24 protein-coding genes and 1 other RNA gene are annotated in these 25,721 nt (G+C 67.9%); 21 read left to right on the forward strand and 4 right to left on the reverse strand.

Annotated features, from left to right (window positions below; translation table 11 throughout):
* Positions 1 to 14 precede the first annotated feature (14 nt).
* A complete protein-coding gene (locus F813_RS0101160) occupies positions 15 to 1,133 on the reverse strand; it encodes a S1C family serine protease (RefSeq protein ID WP_026148088.1) in 1,119 nt (372 codons plus the stop codon).
* Between the two features lie 67 nt (positions 1,134 to 1,200).
* Here F813_RS0101160 and F813_RS0101165 point away from each other — a divergent pair, with 67 nt between their 5' ends.
* The 6 genes from F813_RS0101165 to F813_RS0101190 all read left to right on the forward strand — a co-directional run bounded on the left by F813_RS0101165 (position 1,201) and on the right by F813_RS0101190 (position 6,199).
* On the forward strand, positions 1,201 to 1,950 hold the full coding sequence (locus tag F813_RS0101165; protein ID WP_012983582.1) for a Nif3-like dinuclear metal center hexameric protein: 750 nt from the start codon (positions 1,201 to 1,203) through the stop codon (positions 1,948 to 1,950).
* Between the two features lie 331 nt (positions 1,951 to 2,281).
* Complete coding sequence (gene petA / locus F813_RS0101170) at positions 2,282 to 2,884, forward strand: ubiquinol-cytochrome c reductase iron-sulfur subunit (RefSeq protein WP_012983581.1); 603 nt, start codon at positions 2,282 to 2,284, stop codon at positions 2,882 to 2,884.
* A complete protein-coding gene (locus F813_RS0101175; protein WP_012983580.1) occupies positions 2,884 to 4,293 on the forward strand; it encodes a cytochrome b N-terminal domain-containing protein in 1,410 nt (469 codons plus the stop codon). The genes petA and F813_RS0101175 overlap by 1 nt, the downstream gene beginning before the upstream one ends.
* Positions 4,293 to 5,036 carry a cytochrome c1 gene (locus tag F813_RS0101180; protein WP_012983579.1) on the forward strand — a complete coding sequence of 248 codons (744 nt, stop codon included), beginning with the start codon at positions 4,293 to 4,295 and terminating at the stop codon, positions 5,034 to 5,036. The genes F813_RS0101175 and F813_RS0101180 overlap by 1 nt, the downstream gene beginning before the upstream one ends.
* A gap of 105 nt (positions 5,037 to 5,141) precedes the next feature.
* A complete protein-coding gene (locus F813_RS0101185) occupies positions 5,142 to 5,768 on the forward strand; it encodes a glutathione S-transferase N-terminal domain-containing protein (RefSeq protein WP_012983578.1) in 627 nt (208 codons plus the stop codon).
* Positions 5,765 to 6,199 (forward strand): ClpXP protease specificity-enhancing factor, encoded by a 435-nt coding sequence (locus F813_RS0101190; RefSeq protein ID WP_012983577.1) that lies wholly within the window; start codon positions 5,765 to 5,767, stop codon positions 6,197 to 6,199. Before F813_RS0101185 ends, F813_RS0101190 begins: the two co-directional genes overlap by 4 nt.
* Here the strand turns inward: F813_RS0101190 and F813_RS0101195 are convergent.
* The 3 genes from F813_RS0101195 to F813_RS0101205 are packed head-to-tail and all read right to left on the reverse strand — an operon-like array spanning position 6,192 to position 9,808.
* A complete protein-coding gene (locus F813_RS0101195) occupies positions 6,192 to 7,586 on the reverse strand; it encodes an FAD-binding oxidoreductase (RefSeq protein ID WP_017925255.1) in 1,395 nt (464 codons plus the stop codon). The two genes, F813_RS0101190 and F813_RS0101195, sit on opposite strands and share 8 nt — an antisense overlap.
* Positions 7,583 to 7,939: a YraN family protein gene (locus tag F813_RS0101200; RefSeq protein ID WP_012983575.1), complete on the reverse strand. Its 357-nt coding sequence runs from the start codon at positions 7,937 to 7,939 to the stop codon at positions 7,583 to 7,585. The genes F813_RS0101195 and F813_RS0101200 overlap by 4 nt, the downstream gene beginning before the upstream one ends.
* 3 nt (positions 7,940 to 7,942) lie before the next feature.
* Positions 7,943 to 9,808: a penicillin-binding protein activator gene (locus tag F813_RS0101205; protein ID WP_017925256.1), complete on the reverse strand. Its 1,866-nt coding sequence runs from the start codon at positions 9,806 to 9,808 to the stop codon at positions 7,943 to 7,945.
* Positions 9,809 to 9,888: 80 nt separating this feature from the next.
* On the opposite strand from F813_RS0101205, the gene rsmI reads away from it, so the two are divergent.
* The 15 genes from rsmI (at position 9,889) to F813_RS0101275 (ending at position 25,693) form a co-directional block, all read left to right on the forward strand.
* Entirely contained in the window at positions 9,889 to 10,725 is an 837-nt protein-coding gene (gene rsmI / locus F813_RS0101210; protein WP_017925257.1) for a 16S rRNA (cytidine(1402)-2'-O)-methyltransferase, read from the forward strand.
* A gap of 48 nt (positions 10,726 to 10,773) precedes the next feature.
* Positions 10,774 to 11,120, forward strand: an RNA gene (gene rnpB / locus F813_RS13800) — RNase P RNA component class A.
* A gap of 292 nt (positions 11,121 to 11,412) precedes the next feature.
* Complete coding sequence (gene mraZ, locus F813_RS0101215; RefSeq protein WP_012983572.1) at positions 11,413 to 11,853, forward strand: division/cell wall cluster transcriptional repressor MraZ; 441 nt, start codon at positions 11,413 to 11,415, stop codon at positions 11,851 to 11,853.
* A gap of 2 nt (positions 11,854 to 11,855) precedes the next feature.
* Positions 11,856 to 12,785: a 16S rRNA (cytosine(1402)-N(4))-methyltransferase RsmH gene (gene rsmH / locus F813_RS0101220; RefSeq protein ID WP_038059919.1), complete on the forward strand. Its 930-nt coding sequence runs from the start codon at positions 11,856 to 11,858 to the stop codon at positions 12,783 to 12,785.
* A complete protein-coding gene (gene ftsL / locus F813_RS0101225) occupies positions 12,785 to 13,069 on the forward strand; it encodes a cell division protein FtsL (protein WP_012983570.1) in 285 nt (94 codons plus the stop codon). The genes rsmH and ftsL overlap by 1 nt, the downstream gene beginning before the upstream one ends.
* Positions 13,057 to 14,772 (forward strand): penicillin-binding protein 2, encoded by a 1,716-nt coding sequence (locus F813_RS0101230; RefSeq protein WP_017925259.1) that lies wholly within the window; start codon positions 13,057 to 13,059, stop codon positions 14,770 to 14,772. The genes ftsL and F813_RS0101230 overlap by 13 nt, the downstream gene beginning before the upstream one ends.
* Positions 14,769 to 16,286, forward strand: coding sequence for a UDP-N-acetylmuramoyl-L-alanyl-D-glutamate--2,6-diaminopimelate ligase (locus F813_RS0101235; RefSeq protein ID WP_012983568.1), 1,518 nt, complete (start codon positions 14,769 to 14,771; stop codon positions 16,284 to 16,286). The genes F813_RS0101230 and F813_RS0101235 overlap by 4 nt, the downstream gene beginning before the upstream one ends.
* Positions 16,283 to 17,656 carry a UDP-N-acetylmuramoyl-tripeptide--D-alanyl-D-alanine ligase gene (gene murF, locus F813_RS0101240; RefSeq protein WP_012983567.1) on the forward strand — a complete coding sequence of 458 codons (1,374 nt, stop codon included), beginning with the start codon at positions 16,283 to 16,285 and terminating at the stop codon, positions 17,654 to 17,656. Before F813_RS0101235 ends, murF begins: the two co-directional genes overlap by 4 nt.
* Entirely contained in the window at positions 17,637 to 18,719 is a 1,083-nt protein-coding gene (gene mraY, locus F813_RS0101245) for a phospho-N-acetylmuramoyl-pentapeptide-transferase (RefSeq protein ID WP_012983566.1), read from the forward strand. Before murF ends, mraY begins: the two co-directional genes overlap by 20 nt.
* Positions 18,720 to 18,723: 4 nt before the next feature.
* Positions 18,724 to 20,070 carry a UDP-N-acetylmuramoyl-L-alanine--D-glutamate ligase gene (gene murD / locus F813_RS0101250; protein WP_012983565.1) on the forward strand — a complete coding sequence of 449 codons (1,347 nt, stop codon included), beginning with the start codon at positions 18,724 to 18,726 and terminating at the stop codon, positions 20,068 to 20,070.
* Positions 20,067 to 21,269 (forward strand): putative lipid II flippase FtsW, encoded by a 1,203-nt coding sequence (gene ftsW / locus F813_RS0101255; RefSeq protein ID WP_017925260.1) that lies wholly within the window; start codon positions 20,067 to 20,069, stop codon positions 21,267 to 21,269. Before murD ends, ftsW begins: the two co-directional genes overlap by 4 nt.
* Positions 21,266 to 22,366 (forward strand): undecaprenyldiphospho-muramoylpentapeptide beta-N-acetylglucosaminyltransferase, encoded by a 1,101-nt coding sequence (gene murG / locus F813_RS0101260; protein WP_012983563.1) that lies wholly within the window; start codon positions 21,266 to 21,268, stop codon positions 22,364 to 22,366. Before ftsW ends, murG begins: the two co-directional genes overlap by 4 nt.
* Positions 22,363 to 23,799: a UDP-N-acetylmuramate--L-alanine ligase gene (gene murC / locus F813_RS0101265; RefSeq protein ID WP_012983562.1), complete on the forward strand. Its 1,437-nt coding sequence runs from the start codon at positions 22,363 to 22,365 to the stop codon at positions 23,797 to 23,799. The genes murG and murC overlap by 4 nt, the downstream gene beginning before the upstream one ends.
* Complete coding sequence (murB, locus tag F813_RS0101270) at positions 23,796 to 24,755, forward strand: UDP-N-acetylmuramate dehydrogenase (protein ID WP_017925261.1); 960 nt, start codon at positions 23,796 to 23,798, stop codon at positions 24,753 to 24,755. Before murC ends, murB begins: the two co-directional genes overlap by 4 nt.
* Entirely contained in the window at positions 24,752 to 25,693 is a 942-nt protein-coding gene (locus F813_RS0101275; RefSeq protein WP_012983560.1) for a D-alanine--D-alanine ligase, read from the forward strand. The genes murB and F813_RS0101275 overlap by 4 nt, the downstream gene beginning before the upstream one ends.
* Positions 25,694 to 25,721 lie beyond the last annotated feature (28 nt).

The following is a 25,721-nucleotide window of genomic DNA, read 5'->3' on the forward strand; positions in this document are numbered from 1 at the left end:
GGCCGGGGCTCCCATCAGATTGGGCGCTGGGCGACGGTGGCGTCGAGTTTCACTTCCTCTCCGTCGCGCAGGAGCGTGATGGGCAACTCGGCTCCGGGATCGGTGCGGGCGATGATATTCAGGGCCTCGCGCGGGCTGTTGACCGCGTCGCCATTGAGATGGGTGATCGCGTCGCCGATCTCGATGCCGGCCTCCTGGGCGGGGCCGTCCCGCAGGATGCCGGCGACCAGCACTCCGCGCGGGGCATCCAGCCCGAAGGAATCAGCCAGTTCGCGGTTCATCGCCTGGACCTCGATCCCCAGCCATCCGCGGGCGACATAGCCCTGTTCGATGATCTCGGTCATCACGTCACGGGCGAGGTCCACCGGGATCGCGAAGCCGATGCCGTGCGAGCCCCCGGAGCGCGAGAAGATCGCGGTGTTGATGCCGATGACCTCGCCCTTGGCATTGATCAGCGCGCCACCGGAGTTGCCGGGATTGATCGCTGCGTCGGTCTGGATAAAGTCCTCGAAGGTGTTAATCCCGAGCTGGTTGCGCCCGGTGGCGGAGACGATCCCCTGGGTCACGGTCTGCCCGACGCCGAAGGGGTTGCCGATCGCGAGTACGACGTCGCCGACGCGCAGGTCGCGGGAGTGGCCAACCGTGGCCACTGCCACCTCGTCGGTACGGATGCGCAGGACGGCGAGGTCGGTATCGGGGTCGATGCCGATGATCTCGACCGGATGGGCGTCGCCATTGGGCAGGACCACGGCGATCGCGTCGGCCTCCTCGATCACGTGGTGATTGGTCAGGATATGGCCCCGATCGGTCATGATTACACCGGAGCCCAGGCTGGCCTGCTCGGTGTCGCCCGGGGGCATGGGCTGGCCAAAGAACTCGTGCAGGTCAAGGATGCCAGGGGTGTCGAGCACGCGCGAGGTCATGATGTTGACCACGGCCGGCGCGGCGCGCTCGACCCCGTCGGCATAGCTGACCGCGGCCCCGTTGGTCGTGGAAAGCGGGGTGGCGACTTGCAGCTCCGCCCGCTCGGCCCGGTCGCGGTCGAGCACATGGGGAAAGAACACGGCGACGACTACGGCGATCGCCACGCCGGTCAGGGCGGCTTGCAGCAGGAAACGCGAGAAATTCACCATATAGCGAATATACCGAAATGGGATGGGCTGCACAGCCGCCGATCCCGGTCCAGCCGGAGAACCGATCGTGATCGAACGTGACGTATTAATGCAGGCCCTGAACGAAGAGCTCCAGCCGGAGCGCTTTCGCGACTATTGCCCGAACGGGCTGCAGGTGGAGGGACGGGCCCAGGTGCGCCGCATCGTCAGCGGGGTGACGGCTTCGCTGGCGCTGGTCGAGGCCGCGATCGCGGACGGGGCCGACACGATCCTGGTGCATCACGGCTATTTCTGGAAGGGCGAGCCGGAGGTGGTCACCGGCATGAAGCGCGAACGCCTGCGCCGGCTGCTGGAGCACGATATCAACCTGGTGGCCTACCACCTGCCGCTGGACGCGCACCCGGAGCTGGGCAACAACACGCAGCTGGCCAATCGCCTCGGGTTCGCGATCGAGGGCGTGCTGCGCGAGGACGGCGTGGGCCAGTACGGGCGCCCCGCCGCCGAAGTGTCGGGGGCGGACCTGCGCGACCACATCTCGGCTGTGCTGGGGCGCGAGTGTCTGTGGGTGCCGGGCGGCGAGCGGCCGATCCGGCGGCTTGCCTGGTGCACCGGCGGGGCGCAGTCATTGCTGATGGAGGCGGCGGCGCAGGGCGTGGACGCCTATATCAGTGGCGAGATCTCCGAGCAGACCACCCACGAGGCGCGCGAGAGCGGGGTGCACTACTTCGCCGCCGGACATCATGCGACCGAGCGCTACGGGGCGCCTGCCCTGGGGGAGTGGTGCGCCGAGCGCTTCGGTCTGGAGCATCGGTTTATCGACATCGACAACCCCGCTTGAACGGCGCCCCGGCGAGCGCACATTCGCGGGGCAATCTGCTCTTGCTGGGGGCGCTGAAATCCCGCCTTTATCATGAATAACTTATAATCGATTGGGCGCGTCTGGAGAGGCCGTCCGCCCGGTCTTAAGGCATTCACCTACTTGACCTTATTAGCGTGTTCGGGAATTCTATCGGATTTTACTGGCCGCCCCGCGGTGGCCTGCCCGTTCGCCCGTGAGCGCGCCCAGGGCGGCGCGCTCACGGGGCAGTCTGCGGGCATCTCCGCACCCTCGTACGCGTATCGAGTGGCTGCCGGGACACGATTTCAACACGTTGTTTGGAGAGACAAACATGGCAAACCAAGGCGTAAATCGAGGCCGTCGTCGGTTCCTCGTCGCTGCCACATCAGTCGTCGGCGGTGCCGGTGTCGTTGCGGTCGCGACTCCGTTCCTGGCGTCCTTGCAGCCTAGCGCTCGCGCTCAGGCAGCAGGGGCCCCGGTCGAGTTCGACGTGACCGAGGTCGAGCCCGGCCAGCGCGTCAGCATCGAGTGGCGGGGACAGCCGATCTGGATCGTGCGGCGTACCGACGAGATGCTGGAAGGTTTGTCCCAGGTGACCGATCGCCTGCGCGATCCGGACTCCGAGAACGAGGCCCAGCAGCCGGAATACGCGCAGAACGAGCACCGCTCGATCAAGCCGGAAATCCTGGTGCTGATCGGGATCTGCACCCACCTCGGGTGCTCGCCGTCGTTCCGCCCGGAGATCGGTGATCCCGGTATGGGTTCCGACTGGCAGGGCGGCTGGCTGTGCGGTTGCCACGGTTCCCGCTTCGACATGGCCGGCCGCGTCTATCGCAACATGCCGGCAGTCGACAACCTGGAGGTGCCGCCGCACCACTACATCACGGACAACCTGCTGCTCGTGGGTGAAGATGAAGACGGAGGAGCTGTCTGATGGCCGGTAATCCCGCGGAAAAGTGGCAGGGTGGGCTGCTGGGCTGGGTTGACGCCCGCTTCCCCCTGTCCCAGATGTGGAACGAACATCTGGCTCAGTATTATGCGCCGAAGAACTTCAACTTCTGGTATTTCTTCGGTTCCCTCGCCCTGCTGGTGCTGGTCATCCAGATCGTCTCCGGCATCTTCCTGACCATGTTCTACAAGCCCGATGCCGAGCTGGCCTTCGCATCGGTCGAGTACATCATGCGTGATGTGGAGTGGGGCTGGCTGATCCGCTACATGCACTCCACGGGCGCCTCGATGTTCTTCGTGGTGGTCTATCTGCACATGTTCCGGGCGCTGCTGTACGGCTCCTACAAGAAGCCGCGCGAGCTGATCTGGATCTTTGGTGTGCTGATCTATCTGGTGCTGATGGCCGAAGCCTTCGCCGGCTACCTGCTGCCGTGGGGCCAGATGTCCTACTGGGGCGCGCAGGTGATCGTGAACCTGTTCCAGACCATCCCGTACATTGGGCCGGACCTGGTGACCTGGATCCGCGGTGACTTCCTGCTGTCCGACGCTACGCTCACGCGTTTCTTCGCGCTGCACGTGATTGCCCTGCCGCTGGTGCTGATCCTGCTGGTAGCCGCGCACATCATCGCGCTGCACGAAGTGGGTTCGAACAACCCCGACGGCGTCGAGATCAAGAAGAACAAGGACGAGAACGGCATCCCGAAGGACGGCATCCCGTTCCACCCGTACTACACCGTGAAGGACATCGTCGGCGTCGGTGTCTTCCTGATGGTGTTCGCGGTCATCATGTTCTTCTTCCCGATGGGCGGCGGTCTGTTCCTGAAGCCGGACAACATGATCCCGGCCGATCCGCTGGTCACCCCTGAACTGATTCCGCCGGTCTGGTACTTCACCTCGATGTACTCGGTGCTGCGTTCCGTGCCGGATCCGTTCCTCGGCGTGGTGGCCATGGGCCTCGCGGTGGTGATGCTGTTCTTCATCCCCTGGCTGGACCGCAACCCGGTGCTGTCGATGCGCTACCGCTCGTTCGCGGCCAAGTTCAACCTGGCGGCATTCGTGGTGGCCTTCGTGATCCTGGGCTGGCTGGGTCTGCAGCAGGCGACCACGATGATCAGCGAAATGAGCTTCCGCTGGTCGCTCGTGTACTTCGCGTTCTTCTTCCTGCTGTGGTTCCTCAGTCGGGAGCGCTCTGCGGCGGTCAGTCTGATCCTGTTCGCGGTGGTCGTGGGTATCTACACCCTCTACGACATCACGCGCTTCGATCCGAGTGACGCAAGCCTGATTATGTGGTCCTGGCTGATCCCGACCGTGCATCTGTTCGTCTGCATGGTGGTCCCGGTGTTTGCCCGGGGTCTGGGTCGTGATCGTGCCGTTCCGGAAAGGGTGACTTCGTAATGAAAACGTTTATCGCAACGACTGTTATGGCCCTGGCGGCCCTATTCACCGTGCCGGCGGCCTCGGCCGCCAGCTACAGTGGTGATCTGCAAAAAGCCAATGTGGACGTGACCAACCAGGCGTCGCTGCAACGCGGCGCCCGGCTGTACATGAACTACTGCATGGCCTGCCACTCCACCCAGTACATGCGCTACAACCGCGTGGGGCGCGACATCGGTCTGACCGAGGAGCAGGTTACCGAGAACTTCATCTTCATCACCGATGAGGATGGCGACCTGGTGAACCCGGGCTCGCTGATGAAGAACGCGATGTCGGACTCCTATGCCGACGAGGCCTTTGGTGTGACGCCGCCGGATCTGACCCTGGCGACCCGCATCCATGGCGAGGACTGGGTGTACACCTTCCTCAAGAGCTTCTACATCGACGAGGACCGTCCGCTGGGTGCCAACAACACGGTGTTCAGCAACGTCGGCATGCCCCACGTGTTGTGGGAGCTGCAGGGCTGGCAGGAGCTGGTCGAGGACGATGACGGCAACGAGCGTCTGGAGCTCGTGCGCAATGGCTCGATGAGCCAGAGCGAGTACGATCGCGCGGTGCGTGACCTGGTCACCTACCTTTCGTATATGGGCGAACCGATGCAGCTCGACCGTCAGCGCATCGGTCTGTACGTTCTGATTTTCCTGGCCGTGTTTACCGTGCTGGCCTACTTCTTGAAAAAGGAGTACTGGAAAGACGTACACTAGGCGGCCTGAACCGTCGCCGGCGGGCGCTCAGGGATGAGCGCCCGCCGGTGTTATTGACCGTCTGCCCGGTGTGGCCTCGTGCCCGGCCGGGGTAGGGAGAAAGCTATGGCGCTGGTCGCCAATCGTCGTTCCGTAATGACTCTGTTTTCCGCTCACGACTGCGTGCGCTGCCACCGCGTGCGTATCATCCTCGCCGAGAAGGACATCGCGGTGGATGTCGTCAACCTCGGGCCGGACGAGCTTCCCGAGGATCTCTCCGATCTCAATCCCTACAACGAGGTACCGACCCTGGTGGATCGGGACCTGGCGCTGTACGGGACTCACGTGATCACCGAATACCTGGACGAGCGTTTCCCGCATCCGCCGCTGATGCCGGTGGACCCGGTTTCGCGTGCCGCCGCGCGGCTGGCGCTTTATCGCGTCGAGCGAGACTGGTACGAGGGCCTGGACGCGGTGAAGAAGGCATCCGGGGGCGGGCTGACCAAGGCACGCAAGATCCTGCGCGAGAGCCTGATGAACTCGGCGGAGATCTTCGAGCTGAAGCCGTACTTCCTGAGTGACGAGTTCAGCATCGTGGATTGCGCGATCGCCCCGGTCATGTGGCGTCTGCCGTCGCTGGGGATCGACCTCGAGTCCCTGCCGACTGCGATTCAGGAATACGCGGATCGCGTCTGCAAGCGGGAATCCTTCCAGATCAGTCTCACCGAGGCCGAGCGCGAGCTGAGGCTGTGACCTCTTCGCGTCCCTATCTGCTCCGGGCCTTGTGGGAGTGGATCACGGATAACGGGTTTACGCCGCATATCCTGGTCGACGCCACGGTGGAGGGTGCGCTAGTGCCCGATGCCTTTGTCGAGCAGGGCAAGATCACGCTCAACATCGGCCCGTCCGCGGTGCAGGCCCTGAATATCGGGGACGAGGCGGTCGCCTTCTCGGCGCGTTTCGCCGGCAGCCCGATGGACGTCTACGTGCCCACGCAGGCTGTGCTCGCCGTCTATGCGCGCGAGAACGGCCAGGGGATGATGTTCGGCAGCGAGCCGGGGCCGGGGCCGGACGATGGCCCGGGCGGCGACGGACCGGACGACTCTGGCCCTACGGGCTCCGATCAGAATGGGGACAAGCCGGCTGCCAAGCGCAAGGGTCCCGCCCTGAAGGTCGTCAAGTAAGACCCGTGATGGCCGGCCCCGGCGCCTTGCCGGGGTTCAGGATGTTGTCGGGATCGAAGCTCCGCTTGATCCCGCTCATCAGGTTCAGCGCCACGGGATCGATCTCCCGGCCCACAAAGGCGCGTTTCACCAGCCCGATCCCGTGCTCGCCGGACAGCGTACCCCCAAGCCCCAGCACCAGCGTGAAGACCTCGTCCAGGCAGCGTTCGGCGGCGGCGAGTTCCTGCGGATCGTCCGGGTTCACCAGCAGATTCACGTGGATGTTGCCGTTGCCGGCGTGCCCAAAATTCACGATCTTGATCGCGTGCGCCTGGGCGAGCCGGTCGAGGCCCGCGATCAGGTCGGGGATGCGGGAGACGGGCACGACCACATCCTCGTTGATCTTCTTCGGCGCGACGGTACGCAGCGCCGGCGAGAGGGCCTTGCGCACGGCCCACAAGGCCCGGGTCTCTTCCGCGGTGTCCGCGCTGATGGTCTGCAGGCAGCCATCGCCATCGGCGGCGGCGCGGACGCCGCGCGTCGTCGCATCGATCCCGGCCTCGGTGCCGTCCGTCTCGATCATCAGGATGGCGCCGGCGTCCCTTGGCAGCGGGCAGTCCGGTGCGTAGTCGCGGATCATGGCAATCGCCGAATGGTCCATGAACTCCAGGGCCGACGGTACCTCCGCGCGGCCCATCAGCCGCGACACGGCGGCCGCCGCGTCGCCCACGGTCCGATACATAGCCTGAATCAGGCGCGTGGCTTCGGGTTTTGGTGTGAGGCGCAGCGTGGCCTCGGTGATCACGGCCAGGGTCCCCTCGGACCCGATCAGCAGCCGGGTCAGGTCGTACCCGACGACGCCCTTGGTCGTGTGCACGCCCGTACGGAAGGCCTCGCCGGTGCCGGCGACCGCCGCAAGCCCGAGGGTGTTGTCCCGTGGCGTGCCGTACTTCACGGCATGGGGGCCTGCCGAGTTGTAGGCCAGATTGCCGCCGAGCGTGCAGTAAGTACTGCTCGTGGGGTCCGGGGGCCAGAAAAACCCCTGGGCCCCTGCCGCTTCCTGCACCTCGCCGTTGGTTACGCCAGGTTCCGCGATCAGCCAACGGTTTGCCGGGTCGACCTCCAGGATCCGGTTCATGCGTTCGAACGACAGGACTAATCCGCCATGGTCGGGGACCGCCGCGCCTGTGGTGCCGGTGCCGCGCCCGCGGCAGGTCACGGGTGCGCCCAGACGTCGGCAAAGCCGTACCAGTTCAGCGACCGTCTCGGCGTCGCGTGCAAACGCGACCGCATCCGGCGGGGCATGCAGCTTGGAGTTGTCGGCACCGTAGGACCAGCAATCGGCCGGGTCCAGCAGGCGGTCCTCGGCCGGAAGGAGTTGTTCGATTTCGCGTGCCAGCGGTGTCATGCCCGGTCCCCCTGAATGGCGTCGGGCAGCCATTCGATCGTGTCGTCGCCGTCCAGCAGCACGACATCGAAGCGCACGGGGCCTTGCCAGCGGGTCTCCTGCAGATAGCCCTCGGCCGCCCGTAGCAGTCGCCTGCGCTTGCCGGCATCGATGCTCTCGGCTCCGCCGCCAAAGTTGCGGTGGCTGCGCTTGCGTACCTCGACCAGAACCAGCGTATCGCCCTCGCGTGCGACCAGATCCAGCTCGCCCCACGGGCGGCGCACGTTGCGCGCCACCAGGATGAGGCCTTGCCCGGTCAGGTAGTGCGCCGCACGGTCCTCGGCGGCTTGGCCGGCCATGCCCGGGCGAAACATTGGTCAGCTGCCCTCGCTGGTGGACCCCAGCTGGCGTGGTGCGCCGCTCTCGAAGCGCGCCCAGGCCGGCTCGCGCACCCAGTCCCCGCTGATCGGGTTCAGTGACCAGGTTCCGGCACCCCCGACGATTTGATGGTGGGTGGCCTCGCGTACCGCGTGATCATGCAGGCTCAGCCGCATCGCATCCATGCCCAGCGCGACGAAGCGTGGGAGCTCGTCAGTCGCCCCTTCGGCCATTTCGCCGTTCAGCGGCTCGATGGTCGTGAACAGATAGGGCGCGTCGGGGAAAACGATGCCGTTGAGATCGCGGTCGCGATTGGCGTTTGGCTGCCCGGCGTAGATATGAGGCGTCGCCATAATCGGGAGTTGCCGGGCCCCGTGGAAGTGCAGGTGTGGCACGAGTTGCCGCATCTGGCGCGAGGTTCCGGTCACGAACAGGTGATCGGCATCGCCCCGAACCTGGGGGTCGCCCTCCAGACTCAGGCCAGTCCGGCGGGCGACATCGCGAATGCGTGCCTCGCTCTGCTCAATCCCGAGCGCATTGCCCACCCGGGCATTGATGTCCTCGGCATCCGGGCGCAGGCGCACGATGTCCCGCGGCCGCAGGCCGTGGTCCGCGAGCGCTTCCTGGTAGGCCTCCGCAATGCGGTCCCCGAACTGGCCCTCGGGCAGGATTACGAGCGGGTTGCGCCAACCCGTGCGCACCGCGCGGTCCACCACAGCGTAGGCATCCTCTTCCGGATTCAGTGCCAGCGTGCCGAAGGCACCGTTGCCGTCGAGCCGGGTACGGTTGAGCAGCAGCGTCGGGCGCGTCTCCTCGCTTGCGGCCACCGCGCGCACCGCATCGCGGTCGAGCGGTCCGATGATGCGGTCCACACCGTCCTCGACGCCGCGCCTGTAGAGGTCTGCAGCCGTGTCGGGGTCGCCGCGTGTGTCGCGCACCAACAGTCGGCCGTGGCCCCCGGTCTCCGCGTAGTAGGCGCGCGTGATGCCGTCGAGGATCGCATTGCCGAGCTGGGCGAGATCACCGGACAGCGGCAGGAGGACCAGGATCGTCTCCGGCGCCTCGGGCTGGAGCGGGTGACTTGCGACCAGTTCCGGGAGCAGGCTGTTGGCCGGGTGCGACGGATAGCGCTCCCGCCACTGGCCGGCCACGCGGCGGGCGTCGTCTTCCGAATGGACGCTGCGCAATCCGGTGAACAGGCGAACCCAGGGCTCGGCATCCGGGTGTTCGCCCGCCGCCAGGCCGTCCCGCTGGGCGGGTCGAAGCGCCGAGAGCAGACCCCAGATGCGTTTCTGGTTGGCTGTTTGCTCATCGGGCTTCAGCAGGAGCAGGCCGTCGAGGCGCAACCGGGCGTCCAGCGCCTGATACCATTCGCGCTCGTGCTCGAGCAGGCGGGCATGCAGGCCCAGACCCTCGCGGTAGACCTCGGGCGTGCGGGTCTCGTCGTCCGGGTCGTCGGCGCCGAGCCGCTCGCGCGCGGTTTCCCACTCGCCGCGTGTGGCCGCCAGGCGGGCACCGCGCACACGGTCGGCCAGCGGTTCCCGGTGCTGGGCATCCAGGTCGCGCCACAGCGCGTCCGCGCGGTCGACCAGGTCGCCGTCCGGCTCGTCTAGTCTCAGGACCGCGTCGATCGCTGCGCGCACGTTGTCCGGCTGCGGGTCCGCCCAGGCCTCGCTGATCAGGATCGGGGCCTGTTGCTCGGCCGGCAGGTCAACGACCTCGGGTCGTTCCTCCTCCGGTTCCGGGGCGGGGGTGGGGTCCGGGCGCGGCGTCGCGCAGCCGGCGAGGATTGCGCCGGCGAGCAGGCTCAGGGCCAGGCGGCCCCGGTAGCGCCCCCCGGCAGCTGGAGAGAGGTATAGGTTCACGATAGCGGGATGCTCAGCGTATTGGGGAGTCAGTATTGAAAGCGCATCAGATTGTGTCAACGAATTGCGGCACGTTATGGGTGGTTGCCACGCCGATCGGCAATCTGGCCGATCTCAGCCCGCGTGCCCGTGACGTGCTGGCGCGCGTTTCGCGTATCGCTGCGGAGGATACGCGACACAGCGGCGGGTTGCTGGCGCACCTGGGGGTACTGACGCCCCTGGTCAGCCTCCATGAACATAACGAGCGCGAGCGCATCCCCTCTTTATTGTCTGCGCTGGAGGCAGGCGACGATCTCGCGTTGATCTCGGATGCCGGTACGCCGCTGGTATCCGACCCGGGGTATCGTCTGGTACGAGCGGCCGCCGAGGCAGGGCTGCCGGTGCGTGCGGTGCCTGGCGCCAGCGCGCCGCTTGCCGCTCTGGCCGTCGCCGGCCTGCCCTCCGATCGTTTCTGCTTCGAGGGCTTTCTGCCGCATGCCGGCGGGGCCCGCCGTCGCCGCCTGGAGGCCTTGCTGTCGCAGCCGGTGACGACGATCCTGTTCGAGTCGTCGCATCGCGTACGTGCCGCTGCCGACGACCTGGCCGCGCTCGCGCCGGAGCGGCTGGTGTTCCTGGGGCGTGAGCTGACCAAGCAGTTCGAGGAACACTATAGAGGTGTTGCGGACGAGCTCCCGGCCTGGCTCGATGCTGATGCCAATCGTCTGCGGGGGGAGTTCGTGTTGATCCTCGCGCCGGCGCCGCAGGCGGCCGATCCGGAGTCCGAGGATGCCCCGCTCGCCGACGAACATGAGCGCCTGCTGGGGGCCTTGCTGGGGGAGCTCCCATTGAAACGAGCGGTGCGGGTTCTTGCCGACGCCACCGGAGTGCCGCGCAACCGTGTCTATGCCCGGGGCCTGCGTCTGAAGGACGAGGGTTGATGGGGGTTTTTCTTGCGTTGTTGCGGGTGCGGGCGTAAAAGGAGCGCGGGAGCTGGCCTGGCAGTCGCTGTATCCACTGGATGCGGAGGAAAGTCCGGGCTCCACAGGGCAGGACGCCAGGTAACGCCTGGGCGGCGCGAGCCGACGGAAAGTGCCGCAGAAAATACACCGCCGATGGCCTTCGGGCACAGGCAAGGGTGAAAAGGTGCGGTAAGAGCGCACCGCACGGCTGGTAACAGTCCGTGGCAGGGTAAACCCCGTCCGGAGCAAGGCCAAATAGGGGTGCATGGTGTGGCCCGCATCGCACCCGGGTAGGCTGCTCGAGGCGTCCGGTGACGGACGTCCCAGATGAATGACTGTCCACGACAGAACCCGGCTTACGGCCGGCTCCCACTTTTTCCCACCTTTGCGGCCCCCTCCGCGGGCCGGTGTCTCGCCGTGTCGGCGGTTCCTACCGAAAAATAGTGAAGTAGTTTCTTAAGTGTGACCCTCAAGACGCGGCTTTTGGGGTGTTATTTTCTGGCTGCACTGTCGCTGGGCAGGTGTTCGCTAAGTCTCTGTGATTCAACGCTTATTTTTGGTTTTTTCGGGTCGATTTTCTTGACTCCTGGAGATAGCCGTACCTATAGTGTCGAAAAGTGGGAAAAGGTGGGGAAAGGTGGGTGACCACCGCAACCGGTACCGGCCATGTTTCGAGGCGTAAGCCAACTCAATCTGGATGCCAAGGGTCGCTTGGCCATGCCCGCGCGCTATCGCGATACGCTGGCGGCGTCCTGTGGTGGCCAGCTGGTGATTACCGTAGACCCCGACCGGTGCCTGCTCCTGTATCCGTTCCCCGAGTGGGAGCGCATCGAGCAAAGTCTGATGTCCCGCCCCAACATGAATCCGAAGGTCCGTAACCTGCAGCGTCTCCTGGTCGGGCACGCGACCGAGTGCGAGCTGGACGGTAGCGGCCGTCTCCTGCTGCCGACGCCGCTGCGCCAGTACGCCAGTCTGGACAAGCGCGCGGTGCTGCTGGGGCAGGGCAACAAGTTCGAGATCTGGGATGCCGATGCCTGGGATGCCCGTTGCGAGCAGGCGCTGGGGGGTGACGTGGATGACGACGCACTCGAGTCCATTGCGTTGTGACCATGACGGAAACCGTCGCTCATATCCCGGTGCTGCGCGACGCGGTGCTGGAGGGGCTGGCCGTGCGCGCTGACGGGTTCTACGTGGATGGGACCTTCGGGCGCGGCGGGCACAGCCGCGCGATTCTCGATCGCCTCGGTGCCGGCGGAAGCCTGCTGGCAATGGACCGGGACCCCGAGGCGGCTGCGGCCGCCTCTTCGTTTGCGGACGATCCACGCTTCGTCTTCGAGCCGGGTCCGTTCTCGACGATGGCCGATACCCTGCGCCGGCGCTTCCCCGATCGTGCGCCGGATGGCGTGTTTCTGGATCTGGGGGTCTCCTCCCCGCAGCTGGACACCCCCGAGCGTGGTTTCAGCTTCCAGCACGATGGCCCGCTGGACATGCGCATGGACCCCACGCAGGGCGAGAGTGCCGCGGACTGGCTGGCCCGCGCGGAGCAGGACGAGATCGCCGACGTGATTTACCACTATGGCGAGGAGCGCCATTCCCGCCGCGTCGCCCGTGCGATCGTCGCTGCGCGCGCGGATGCCGCGATTACACGCACCGCACAGCTCGCCGAGATCGTGCGCCGCGCGGTGCCCGGGCGCGAACCGGGCAAGCACCCGGCCACGCGTACCTTTCAGGCCCTGCGCATCCATGTGAATCGGGAGCTCGAGGAGCTGGAGCAGTGGCTCGAGACGATCCCGGGCATCCTGCACCCGGGCGCGCGGATGGTGGTGATCAGCTTTCACTCGCTCGAGGATCGCATGGTCAAGCAGGCACTGCGTGGGCCGCGCCCGGACACGCGCCTGCCGCGCGGGCTGCCGGTGATGCCCGAAACACCCGAGCGCCCGTGGCGCCCGATCGGCAAGCCCGTGCGTGCCGACGCCGAAGAGCAGCGCCGCAACCCGCGCGCACGCTCGGCGGTGCTGCGTGTGGGGGAGCGCACCTGATGGTCTTTCGCGGCTTCATCCTGATCATCCTGGCGACCGGGGTCTTTGCCTCCGCCGTCGGTGTGGTGGCGGCCAAGCACGAGGCACGCCAGGCCTTTATCGCGCATCAGTCGGAGCTTTCGGAGCGCGACGCGCTGAACCTGGAGTGGACGCAGCTGCAGATCGAGCAGTCGACCTGGGCGACGCAGGGCCGTATCGAGCGGCAGGCGCTCGAGGAACTGGGCATGATCAAGCCCGAGCCGGATCGCATCGTGGTGATCGGGGGGCGCACATGGGAGCGCTGAAGCGTCAGGTCAGCCATGGCCGTCTGAAGGTGCTGCTGGTGGTCTCCGCGCTGGTGCTTGTGGCCCTGGTGCTGCGCGCAATCGATCTGCAGGTCCTCAGCCGCGATTTCCTCACGCAGCAGGGCGAGCAGCGCCAGGTGCGTACGCTGACCGAATCGGCCCATCGCGGCATGGTCACGGATCGCAACGGCGAGCCGCTGGCGATCTCCGCCCCGGTGCAGACCGCCTGGGCGAACCCGAAGGACTTGCTGGAGCAACGCGATCGCTGGCCGGAACTGGCCGAGGCGCTGCAGGTTGATGCCGACTGGCTGGCCGAGCGCATCGAGTCGCGCGCCGGCCGGGAATTCATGTACCTGCGCCGGCATATGCTGCCGGCCCAGGCGGAGCAGGTGACCGCCTTGCGCATCCAGGGCCTTGGCCTGACGCGTGAGTTCCGGCGCTACTACCCGCATGGCGAGACGACCTCGCACATCCTTGGCTACACCGATATTGACGATCGCGGGCAGGAGGGCGTCGAGCTTGCGTTCAACGACTGGCTGTCGGGCGCGCCGGGTGCCAAGCGGGTGTTGCGCGACCGCCACGGACGCACGATCCGCGATGTGGCCAGTATCCGCCCCGCCCGCGACGGCCGCACGCTGCGCCTGACCATCGATCAGCGCCTGCAGTATCTGGCCTACCGCGAGCTGAAGGCCGCGGTGGCGGAGCATGATGCCCAGGGCGGGTCGGCCGTGCTGCTGGACGCCCGTACGGGTGATGTCCTGGCGATGGTCAATCAGCCGAGTTTCAACCCGAACAATCGCGGTTCGATCCGCTCGGAGCTCGCGCGCAACCGATCCCTGACCGACAGCATGGAGCCGGGTTCCGTCATCAAGCCCTTCACCGTTGCGGCGGCCCTGGATGCCGGCATCATCGACCCCAATGTGACCCTGGACACCCGTCCCGGGACCATGCGTGTCGGGCGGCTGACCGTGCGCGACTTTCGGGACTATGGCGTGATTGACCTGACCACCCTGATCGCGCGCTCCAGCAATGTCGGCGCGACCAAGCTGGCGCTGGACCTGCCGCCGGACCGATTCTGGCAGGTGCTGCACCAGGCCGGGTTCGGCCAGTCGACCGGGACCCACTTCCCGGGCGAGGTGAGCGGCCGTCTGCGCGACTTCCCGACCTGGCGCGAGGTCGAACAGGCCACGATGGGGTATGGCTACGGCCTCTCCATTACGCCACTGCAGATGGCCGCGGCCTATACCGCATTTGCCAACGACGGCGAGCGCATCCCGGTGCGGCTGGTGCAGACCGCCGACGACCTGCGCGAACCGGCGGGTGTGATGTCGCCGGAAACTGCCCAGCGTGTGCTCGCGATGATGGAGCACACCATCGGCTCCGAGGGTACCGCCCGTCAGGCCGCGATCGACGGCTACCGCATCGCGGGCAAGACCGGTACCAGCCGCAAGAGCGGGCCCGGTGGCTATACCGAAGATCGCTATATCTCCAGCTTTGTGGGTCTCGCGCCGGCGTCCGATCCGCGTTTCGTGATGGCCGTGGTGATCGACGAACCCAATGCTGGCACCTACTTCGGCGGCGCCGTGGCGGCGCCGGTATTCCGCAACGTGATCGGCTCGGCGCTGCGGATGTTCAACGTGCGCCCGGACGCGATGCCGGATATCCCCATGCAGTTCGCCGCCGAACGCGAGGGCTCGACATGATGGCGGCGAATACGGTCCAGACCGTCGCGACACTGGGCCGCCTGTGGCCCGCCGGGGCGCCAGCGCTGCCGAGCGAGGTCGCCGGGCAGCGTGTCACCGACCTTGCCCAGGACAGCCGCCGGGTGACCCCGGGTGCCGTCTTCGTGGCCCTGCGCGGGACCCAGGGCCACGGCCTTGCCCATGCGCGGGCCGCGGCCGAGCAGGGGGCTGTGGCCATCCTGTGGGACGAGGCCGAGGCGGCCCCCGCCCTGAGCATCCCGGTGCTGCATCTCCCGGGCCTGCGCGTCGCGCTGCCGGCGATCTGTGACGCCCTGTGGGGTGCCTGGCCGGCCGATTATCCCGTCGTCGCGGTGACCGGTACTGATGGCAAGACCTCGGTCAGCCAGTTGTTCGCCGGCGCCCTGGAGCAGCTCGGTGTCCCCACAGGGGTGGTCGGGACGCTGGGCACGGGCCGCTTTGGGGCGCTGGAAGATTGTGGCCACACGACCCCGGGCGTGATCGACCTGCATCGACACCTCGCGCATTTGACCGCCGACGGCTGCCGGGCGCTCTCGATCGAGGCCTCGTCCCACGGCCTCGAACAGGGGCGGATGGCCGGGTTGCCGGTGCGCGTCGCCGTGCTGACCCGGCTGGGTTCGGACCATCTGGATTTTCATGGCAGCCAGCAGGCCTATGCCGACGCCAAGGCGCGGCTGTTCGCCTGGCCGGGGCTGGAGACCGCGGTGCTCAATGCCGACGACGCCCTCGGGCAGCGCCTGATCCGTGAAACCACGGCTGAACACATCCTCACCTACAGTGCCGTCGGGGCCTCCGCCGACCTGGTCGCGCGGGAGGTCGAGGCAGGCTCCGACGGCATTCGCTTCACGCTGGAGGTGGCCGGCGAGGCCTGGCCGGTGCAAGCGGCCCTGTTCGGGCTGTTCCAGGTCGGCAATCTGCTGGCGACGCTCGCCGCCCTGCGGGCGCTGGGTCATTCCTGGCCGGCCGCCGTCGATGCGGTGTCGCGCCTGCGCGGTGTCCCGGGGCGCATGGAGCGCTTCGAACTGCCCAGTGGGGCATTGCTGGTCGTGGACTATGCCCACACCGAACAGGCGCTGGCCGCGGCGCTGGATGCCTTGCGCCCGCACACGGCCGGCCGCCTGATCGCAGTCTTTGGCTGTGGTGGAGACCGCGATGTCACCAAGCGTCCGGCCATGGGGCGGGCCGCCAGTGCGCGCGCCGACCAGGTGATCGTGACGGACGACAACCCGCGTTCCGAAGACCCGGCCGCGATCCGCGCCGCCGTACTCGCCGGCTGTGACCGGCCCGAGGCCTGCCGCGAGCTGGGCGATCGCGAGGCGGCGGTGCGCGCGGCGGTGGCCGAGGCGGGCCCGGGCGACGTCATCCTGCTGGCGGGCAAGGGGCACGAGACCACTCAGCAGGTGGGTACGCAGTTTTATCCGTTCAGTGATCGCGAGCTGGCGTTAGCGCTCGCCGCTCGGACGAATGCGGGAGACAGTGGGGGGGGTATCCAATGATCCGGATGACCGGACAGGAACTGGCGGACGCCGTGCGCGGCCGTCTGGAAAACGGCGACGGCGAGCGGGTCTTCGAGGGGGTGTTCACCGACACCCGGCAACCGCTCGAAGGAGGGCTGTTCGTGGCGCTGCGCGGCCCGCGCTTTGATGCCCACGAGCATGTCGCCGCCGACCTGCCGGCCGCTGTGCTACTGGTGGAGCGCGTGCTGGATGTCCCGCACCCGCAGGTGGTCGTGGCCGATACCGGCGAGGCCCTGGGCCGGCTGGCCCAGCACTGGCGCCGCCGCAGCCGGGCGCGGGTGATCGCGCTGACCGGCTCCAACGGCAAGACCACCACCAAAGAGATGCTGCGCTGCATCCTCGAGGGCGTGGGCTCGGTGCATGCCACCCAGGGCAACCTGAATAACGAGATCGGCGTGCCGCTGACGCTGCTGGCCATGCCCGAGGACACCGATTACGCGGTGATCGAGATGGGCGCCAACCATGCCGGCGAGATCGGGCGCATGGCGCGCTGGACCGAACCGATGGTCGCCATGATCACCAACGCCGGGCGGGCCCATCTGGAGGGCTTTGGCAGCCTTGAGGGGGTGGCCCACGCGAAGGCCGAAATCTTCTCGGGGCTGCCGTCCCAGGGCGGTACGGCGGTGATCAATCTGGACGACCCGTTCGCCGACTATTGGCTGTCGCTGAACGAGCACCACCACTGCCAGCGCTTTTCCCTGGAGGGCGGTGGCGAGATCGAGGGTGTGTGGCAGGCCCCCGACCGCCTGCGTCTGACGATCCTGGGCGCCGGCCGTGACCTGCGTCTGGCCAGCCCGGGGCGCCATGTCGCTGCCAATGCGATCGCCGCGGCCGCCGCGGCGAATGCGGTGGGTGTGGCGATCGACGCGATCGCCAACGGTCTGGCGGGCTGGACGCCGGTGCAGGGGCGTTTGCAGGAGCTCTGGCATGTCAGCGGTGCCCGCCTCTGGGACGACACCTACAACGCCAACCCCGACTCGCTGCGCGCGGGGCTCGAGGTGCTGGCCGCGATGCCCGGCCGGCGCATCCTCGTGCTGGGTGCGATGGGGGAACTGGGCGCCGAGACCCCGGTGCTGCACCGTGAGACCGGGGCGCTGGCCCGCGCGATGGGTGTGGACTACTGCCTGGCCCTGGGCGAGGCCGCGCGCGACAGCGCCGAGGCGTTTGGCGAGGGCGGCGAGTGGTTTGCCGACCATGACGCCCTGCGGACGCGCCTGGAAGCACTGCTGGAGGACGAGACCACGGTCCTGATCAAGGGCTCGCGCAGCCAGCACATGGAGCGAATCATCGAAGGGCTGGAGACGGCCCCGTCGGCGCGGGGGGCTGCGAATGCTGTACGCGCTGACTGAATATCTCACGCAGTTCTACAGCGGCTTTACGGTCTTTCAGTACCTGACCTTCCGCGCCATCCTGGGCGTGGTGACTGCGCTGGCGATCGCGTTGCTGATCGGCCCGGCAATGATCCGTCGGCTGACGGTCGGCAACGTGGGCCAGCAGGTCCGCGACGACGGCCCGGAATCGCACCTGAGCAAGGCCGGTACCCCGACCATGGGCGGGGCGCTCATCCTGGTGGCGGTGGCAGTGGCCACGCTGCTGTGGAGCGACCTCACCAACCGCTTCGTCTGGATCGTGCTGCTGACCACGCTGGCCTTTGGTGCAGTCGGGGGCTGGGACGACTACCTGAAGCTGCGTTACGGCAACAGCAAGGGGCTTTCGGCCAAGGCCAAGCTCCTGTGGCAGACGCTGTTCGCGCTGATCGCCGCCGGGGTGATCATGGCCACCGCGCAGAGCCCGGTGGAGACGAGCTTCTATCTCCCGATCTTCAAGGATTTCGAGCTGCACCTCGGCTGGCTGTTCATCCCGCTGGTCTGGCTGGTCGTGGTCGGGTCCTCCAACGCGGTCAACCTGACCGACGGCCTCGACGGCCTGGCCATCATGCCGGCGGTGCTGGTGGCCGGGGCCCTCGGGGTATTCGCCTATGCGGCCGGCCACGCGGTATTCGCGGATTACCTGCAGATCCCGGCGGTGCCAGGGGTGGGCGAGGTCGGTGTCTTCGCCGCTGCACTGGTCGGGGCCGGGCTCGGCTTCCTGTGGTTCAACGCCTATCCCGCCCAGGTCTTCATGGGCGATGTCGGGGCCCTGGCCCTGGGGGCGGCCCTGGGCATGATGGCGATCCTGACCCGTCAGGAGATCGTGCTCCTGATCATGGGCGGCATCTTCGTGCTGGAGACGCTGTCGGTGATGCTGCAGGTCGCCTCGTTCAAGCTCACCGGGCGGCGCATCTTCCGCATGGCGCCGCTGCATCACCACTTCGAACTCAAGGGTTGGCCTGAGCCGCGCGTGATCGTGCGTTTCTGGATCCTGACCGTGGTGTTCGTCCTGATCGGTCTTGCGACCCTGAAGATCCGCTGACGCCATGTCGAAGCCACAGCCGCACAATCTGATCGTGGGAACCGGGGTGACGGGGCAGTCCGTCGCCCGTTTTCTGCGTGCGCGTGGCGAGACCTTTGCGATCACCGACACGCGTCGCGATCCACCGGCGCTGGCGGCCGGGGCCGACGCCGCGTGGCTGGCCGAGGCCTGGGCCGGACCCCTGGATGGTCTCGATACTGCAGGCTACGCCCGCCTGGTCGTCTCGCCGGGGGTCCCGCTCGAACACCCGGCCGTCGAACAGGCCCGGGCCGCCGGCGCGGTGATTACCGGCGATATCGACCTGTTCGCTGCTGTGGCGCAGGCCCCGGTCATTGCGATCACCGGCTCCAACGGCAAGAGCACGGTCACCGCCCTGGTGGGCGAGATCCTGACGGCCGCAGGTCGCAAGGTCGCGATTGGCGGCAATTTTGGCACCCCGGCGCTGGATCTTCTGGACCCGGTGGTGGAGGTCTATGTGCTGGAGCTGTCGAGTTTTCAGCTCGAACGCAGCGAGCAGCTGAAGCCGGACGGGGCCGCGATCCTGAACATCTCGCCCGACCACATGGATCGCTACCCGGATCTTGCCGCGTACATCCAGGCCAAGGCCCGCATCCTCGATCGCGCCGCCCGCGGCGTGCTCAACCGCGACGATCCCTGGCTGCGCGAGCTGCCCCTGCCGGCCGGTCTGCGCGTGGTCTCGTTCGGGCTGGATGCCCCGCTGGCCGCGACCGACTTTGGCGTGAACACGGGCGAGGCGGAGCCGGACCTGGTGCGTGGGGAGGAACGGCTGCTGTCCACCGCGCGCCTGCGTCTGCGCGGGCAGCACAACTGGGCCAATGCCCTGGCCGCTCTGGCGCTGGCCTGGCCGTGGCTGGAATCGCTCCAGGCGCGCAGCGAGGCGCTGGCTGCGCTGGCCGACTTCGCGGGCCTGCCGCACCGTTCGCAGTGGATCGCGCGGGTCGCCGAGGTCGACTACATCAACGATTCCAAGGGCACCAACGTGGGCGCGACCCTGGCCGCGCTTCGGGGTACGCCGGGGCCCCTGGTGCTGATCGCCGGTGGCCAGGGCAAGGGACAGGACTTCTCGCCGCTGGCGGACTACGTGCCCGGCAAGGTCCGGGGTGTGGTGCTGCTCGGCGAGGATGCCCCGCTGATTGCCCGTGCCCTGGCCTCGGTGGTGCCGGTGCAGCGGGTGGACGACATGACCGCCGCCGTGGCGCAGGCCGCGGCCTGGGCGCAGCCCGGCGATACCGTGCTGCTGTCGCCGGGCTGCGCGAGCTTGGACATGTACGAGAACTATCAGGCCCGCGGCGACGACTTCGCGCGGGTTGTACGGGAGCGAGCGGCATGAGTACCGGATCGCTGCCCCTCGGACTGCCGTCGCGCGACTCGCTCGACGGGCTGCGCAACAGCGTGGATCTGCCGCTGCTGGCGGCGGCCGCGTTGCTGCTGGGGCTCGGCCTGATCATGGTCGCCTCGGCCTCGATGGATCTGGGCGAGCGCTACTATGGCAACACCTGGCACTTCTTCCAGCGCCAGGTCCTGTTCGCCGCCATCGGTCTGGCGCTGGCGACCGTGATGTGGGCAGTTCCGCTGGAGCGCTGGGAGCGGGCCGGTCCCTGGCTGCTGATCCTGGTGATGGTGCTGCTGATTGCGGTGCTGCTCCCGGGCGTGGGCCGAACCGTGAACGGCGCGACTCGCTGGATCCCGATCGGCATGTTCAACCTCCAGGTGGCCGAGCCGGTGAAGCTGCTGGTGGTCATGTACCTGGCCGGCTACATCGTGCGCCACTACTCGGCATTGCGGCTGCACCTGCGGGGGTTCGTCCGCCCGCTGGTCGTGCTGGGATTCGGGACGGTACTCCTGCTGCTGCAGCCCGACTTCGGTGGCGCGGCCATCATGCTGGCGATCGGCATGGGCATGCTGTTCCTGGCTGGCGCCAAGCTGTGGCAGTTCGCCACGCTTGGCGCGACCATTGCGGTGGGTATGGCCTTCGTGGCCGTGGCTGCGCCCTACCGGGTCGCGCGCCTGACCGCGTTCCTCGACCCCTGGCAGGACCCGTTCGCGACCGGCTTCCAGCTGACCCAGTCGCTGATCGCGATCGGCTCCGGCGGCTGGTTCGGTACCGGTCTGGGCAACAGCGTGCAGAAGCTGTTCTACCTGCCAGAAGCCCATAACGACTTCCTGTTCGCGGTCTTCGCCGAGGAGTTTGGCTTTATCGGTGTGCTCGCCCTGATCGCACTGTTTGCGGTCGTGGTCTGGCGCTGCGTGAAGATCGGACTCTGGGCCGAGCGGGCGGGGCATGCATTTGGTTCGCATCTGGCCTTTGGGGTCGCGATCTGGCTGGCGCTGCAGAGCGCGCTCAATCTTGCGGTGAACATGGGGTTGCTGCCGACCAAGGGCATGACGCTCCCTTTTCTCAGCTACGGCGGCAGTTCGCTGATCGTAACGCTGATGGCGATCGGTCTGGTGATGCGGGTCTATCGCGAGGCGCAGATCCCGGCCCCGCGTCAATCGACCCCGCCGCGGCGCAAGAGGGGGCAGGCATGAACAATCCCCTGCGCATCCTGATCATGGCCGGCGGTACCGGCGGGCACGTCTTCCCGGGGCTGGCGGTCGCCGAGGCCCTGCGTGCCCGTGGCGTCGAGGTCCTCTGGCTGGGTAGCGCCCGCGGGATCGAGACGCGCCTGGTGCCTGCGGCGGGGATCGAGCTGCACACCCTCCCGATCAGCGGGGTGCGTGGCAAGGGTCTGATCGGGCTGTTGCTGGCGCCCTGGCGCCTCGGGATCTCGTTGTGGGCGGCACTGGCCCTGATTACCCGGTTGCGTCCGGCCGCCGTGATCGGCTTTGGCGGCTTCGCGGCCGGCCCTGGCGGCCTGATGGCCGCCGCGCTGGGGCGCCCGCTGGCGATCCACGAGCAGAACGCGGTCGCCGGTCTCACCAACCGCTGGCTGGCGCGCATCGCGGACCGGGTCTATGCGGGCTTCGATCATGCCTTCCCGGAGCGTCACACCGTGACGGTGGTGGGCAATCCGGTCCGCGCGGAGATCGCCGCGTTGCCGGAGCCGGAACAGCGCTTCGACGAGCGCTCGGGCCCGCTGCGGGTGCTGGTGCTGGGTGGCAGCCTTGGGGCGCGCTCGCTGAACCGCATCGTCCCGGCGGGGCTCGAGCAGACCCGCGACGCGAAGCCGATGGTGATTCGTCACCAGGCCGGGGAGCGCACGCTGGACGAGGCGCGCGCCGCCTATGCCGAGACCGCGCTGGAATACGAAGTGACTCCGTTCATCGAGGACATGGCCGCGGCCTATGGCTGGGCGGATCTAGTGATCTGCCGGGCCGGTGCGCTGACCGTGGCCGAGATTGCGGCGGCTGGTGTGCCGGCCCTGTTCGTACCCTATCCGCATGCGGTCGACGATCACCAGACGGCGAATGCCCGCGCCCTCGTCGAGGCGGGTGCGGCCTGGTGCCTGGCGGATGCCGATCTGACGCCCGAGCGGGTTGCCGGCATCGTTCGGCCACTGGGGCGCGAGGCCCTGCGCGAACGTGCTCGGCTGGCGCGCGAGCAGGCCTGCCCTGACACCGCCGAGCGTCTGGCCGAGGCCTGCCTGGAGATGGCCAATGCCCGGCGCGGGAGGAAGAACTCATGAACGCCCCGCGCCTGCCACGCCACGCGATGCGTCGCATCCGCCGTATTCACTGTGTCGGGATCGGTGGTTCCGGTATGAGCGGGATCGCCGAGGTCCTGCACCAGCTGGGCTACGAGGTCTCCGGATCGGATCTCGGGCAGTCGGCGATGGTCGCGCGTCTGACCGGGATGGGGATTCCGGTGGCCCCCGCGCATACCGAAGAGAACGTCGCCGAGGCCGACGTGCTGGTCGTCTCCAGCGCAATCGACCCCTCCAACCCCGAGGTGCAGGCGGCCCGCCGCCGCGGGATCCCGATCGTGCGCCGCGCGGAGATGCTCGCGGAGTTGATGCGTTTTCGCTACGGCATTGCCGTGGCCGGTACCCACGGCAAGACCACCACGACCAGCCTGGTGGCCAGCGTGCTCGCCGAGGCCGGTATGGACCCCACCTTCGTGATCGGCGGGCGCCTGAACAGCACGGCCAGCCACTCGAACCTGGGGGCGGGCGACTATCTGGTGGCCGAGGCCGACGAGAGCGATGCCTCGTTCCTGCATCTGCAGCCGATGATCAGCATCGTGACCAACATCGATGCCGACCACCTCGGGACCTATGGCAACGACTTCGGGAACCTGCGCGCGACCTTCCTCGAGTTTCTGCACCACCTGCCGTTCTACGGCATCGCCGTGCTGTGCGCGGACGACCCGCAGGTGCGCGACCTCTATCCGGAACTGGAGCGCCCGCGCCTGACTTACGGCATCGAGGCACAAGCCGATGTGCGCGCCCTGAACGTGCGCCAGGAAGGCGTGCGCATGTTCTTCGACCTGAAGCTGCCGGGGCAGGCCGCGTTCCCGGTCACGCTGAACCTGCCCGGACGGCACAACGTGCTCAACGCCCTGGCCGCGGCGGCCGTCGCTCATGAACTGGAGGTCGCCCCCGAGGCGATCCAGGCGGCGCTCGAGCGCTTCCAGGGGATCGGGCGGCGCTTCCAGGTGCAGGAGCTCGAGACCGCGCAGGGCCCGCTGACCCTGGTCGACGACTACGGCCATCACCCGCGCGAGATCGAGGCGACCCAGGCCGCGGCGCGCGATGCCTGGCCCGACCGGCGGCGCATCACCGTGTTCCAGCCCCACCGTTACACGCGCACCCGCGACCTGTTCGAGGACTTTGCCGAGGCCTTGTCCGAGACCGATGTGCTGATCCTGCTGGAGGTCTACCCCGCCGGCGAGGAGCCGATCCCCAGCGCCGATGGCCGCAGCCTTGCCCGCGCGATCCGTCTGCGCGGACAGGTCGAGCCGGTGTTCGTCGAGCATGCGGCCGACGTGGCCGAGGTGCTGTCCGGGATGCTGAAGCCGAACGACGTCGTGATCACTCAGGGGGCCGGCGATATCGGCCGGCTGGCGAGCCTGCTGCCGGACCAACTGGGGGCGAAGAAGCGCCCCGGGAGTGCGACATGATGGCGGCGCGCGCGGTGGAACCGGTGAACGGTCCGTTTGCCCACGCCCCTCGGGGCGAGGTACGGCCCCATGCCCCGCTGGCAGGGCTGACCTCCTGGCGTGTGGGCGGTCCGGCCGACTGGCTGTTCCGGCCGGTGGATCGGGCCGATCTCGTGTCGGCGCTGGCGGATCACGCCCGCCATGCCCCCGCGATGCCGGTGACCTTCCTGGGGCTGGGCAGCAATGTGCTGATCCGTGATGGCGGCATCGAAGGGCTGGTGGTGCACCTGTCCGGCGTGATCAACGAGCGCGAGCGCCTGGAGGGCAACCGCGTACGTCTCGGGGCGGGACTTGCCTGCGCCCAGGCCGCACGGTTCTGTGCCCGTCAGGGGCTGGTAGGTGGTGAATTCCTGGCCGGCATCCCGGGCACCCTGGGCGGTGCCTTGTGCATGAACGCGGGGGCCTGGGGCGGCGAGATCTGGCCGCTGGTCGAGGCGGTATCCACCGTGGATGCCGACGGGCAGGAGCATCGGCGCGAGCCGGCCGAGTACCGCATCGGCTATCGCAGCGTCGAGGGTCCGGACGAGTGGTTTACCGGCTGCGTGCTGCAACTGGAGTCGGGCGATCCGGCTGCTGGCACGGCGCGTATCAAGGAGCTCCTGCGCGAGCGTTCTCGCAAGCAGCCGCTGGGCCTGCCGTCCTGCGGATCGGTGTTCCGCAACCCGCCCGGCGATCACGCCGCGCGCCTGATCGAGGCGGCGGGACTGAAGGGCCTGCGCCACGGCGGCGCGGAGATATCCCCCAAGCACGCGAACTTCATTACCCACGATGGCTCGGCGCATGCCGCCGACATCGAGTGGCTGCTGCGCCATGCCCAAAGCGAGGTCGAGCGGCGCTTTGGCGTGCGCCTGGAGCCCGAGGTGCGGCTGCTGGGTCGACCGGGTCCCATGGACGAGACAACCGAGGGAAGGCAATGAGCAGGCGCAAACCGGAAGAATATGGGCGGGTGGCGGTCCTGATGGGCGGCTGGTCCGGCGAGCGGGACATCTCTCTCAAGAGCGGCAATGCCGTGCTGGCGGCGCTGCGCCGCCAGGGCGTCGATGCCCATGCCGTCGATCTCACCCGCGAGACGGCGCGCTGCATGGCGCTGGAGGGCTACGACCGGGTATTTATCGCGCTGCATGGCGAGTGCGGCGAGGACGGCACGCTGCAGGGCTGCCTCGATATGGGTGGCATGCCCTACACCGGGACCGGGGTCCTCGGCTCGGCGCTGGGCATGGACAAGCTGGCCTGCAAGCGCCTCTGGGCGGGCACGAATCTGCCGAGCGCGCCGTATCGCCTGCTGACGCCGGGCTTCGATCCGGAGGCGGTGGCCGATGCCCTCGGCCTGCCGCTGATCGTCAAGCCCGCGCGCGGTGGCTCCAGTCTGGGCATCACCCGGGTCGATCGCGTTGCGGACCTGCCGGCTGCGTTCGAGGCCGCTCGCGTGCAGCCGGGCCAGGTGTTCGCCGAACAGTGGATCACCGGTCGCGAATTCACCGTCGCCGTGCTCGGCAACGAGCCGCTCCCGGTGATCGAGATTCGCGCGGCCAGCGGCTTTTACGACTACCACGCGAAGTACGAGGCGGACGATACCGGTTACCTGTGCCCGCCGCCGGACCTGTCGCGCAGCGCCCAGCTGGAGCTGCAGTCGCTGGCGATCGCCGCCTTTGCTGCCCTCGAGGGCTGCGGCTGGGGCCGGGTGGACATCCTGCAGGACGAACACGGCGAGAACTTCCTGATCGAGGTCAACACCATCCCCGGCATGACCGGCCATTCGCTGGTCCCCAAGGCCGCCGCGCAGGCGGGCATCGACTTCGACGAGCTGTGCCTGCGCATTCTCGATTCCAGCTTTGAATGCGGAGGGCTGCGTTGAGCGCGCGACGTACAACGCGACCTGCGCG

This window comes from Thioalkalivibrio sp. HL-Eb18, assembly GCF_000364985.1.
GTDB lineage: Bacteria > Pseudomonadota > Gammaproteobacteria > Ectothiorhodospirales > Ectothiorhodospiraceae > Thioalkalivibrio.